This is a genomic window from Pseudomonas sp. P5_B2 (assembly GCF_056400445.1).
Window position 1 is genome coordinate 1 of record NZ_JBFULH010001381.1, and the last position, 651, is coordinate 651.

1 protein-coding gene and 1 pseudogene are annotated in these 651 nt (G+C 60.5%); both read left to right on the forward strand.

The features are described 5' to 3' along the window. Positions 1 to 123, forward strand: a pseudogene (locus AC1DRJ_RS31335) (protease inhibitor I42 family protein); the annotation flags it as partial. A 2-nt stretch (positions 124 to 125) separates the two neighbouring features. Then, a partial coding sequence (locus AC1DRJ_RS31340; RefSeq protein ID WP_477805520.1) for a lysoplasmalogenase occupies positions 126 to 651 on the forward strand: 526 nt, incomplete at its 3' end.

Sequence of the window (651 nt, forward strand, 5' to 3'; positions counted from 1 at the left end):
TCGACCTGGCGCTTTCAGGCATTCACCGCCGGCACCGGGCGCTTGCGTCTGACATCGCAACAACCCTGGGCCCCGGAGGTATTGCCGGTGGAAACGTTCGATTGCGCAATTTCGGTTAACTGATCGTGGGCTGGCTGATTCTCGCGCTGATGGGCGCGGTGACCTTTCTGTATGGCGTGAGCATGCAGGCAACGTTACTCTGCCTGCTGGTCAAACCCATGCCCGTGCTGGCCTTGCTCGGCTGGTTGCACGACGCGCCGCCCAGCGACTATCGCCGCTGGATCAGCCTGGGCCTGATTTTCTCGCTGTTTGGCGATGTGTTGCTGGCGTGGCCAGGGGATCTTTTTGTGTTTGGCCTGGGCGCATTTCTGGTCGCGCATCTGGCCTATCTCAAAGCCTATTTGAGCGATTGCCGGCGGTTGGCGGTGTTGCCATTGGTGATTGCGTTGGGGGTCGGCGCGGTGCTGCTGGGTATTTTGATTTCCCACGGCCTCGGCCCATTGTTGATCCCGGTGATTGTCTATGGTTTGGCCATCAGCGCCATGCTCTGGCGGGCACTGGCTCGACTGGGCACTGAAATCCCCAAACGCTCGGCGCTGCTGGCAGCAGCAGGTGCGGTGGCGTTCGTGTTCTCAGACAGCGTGATTGGTA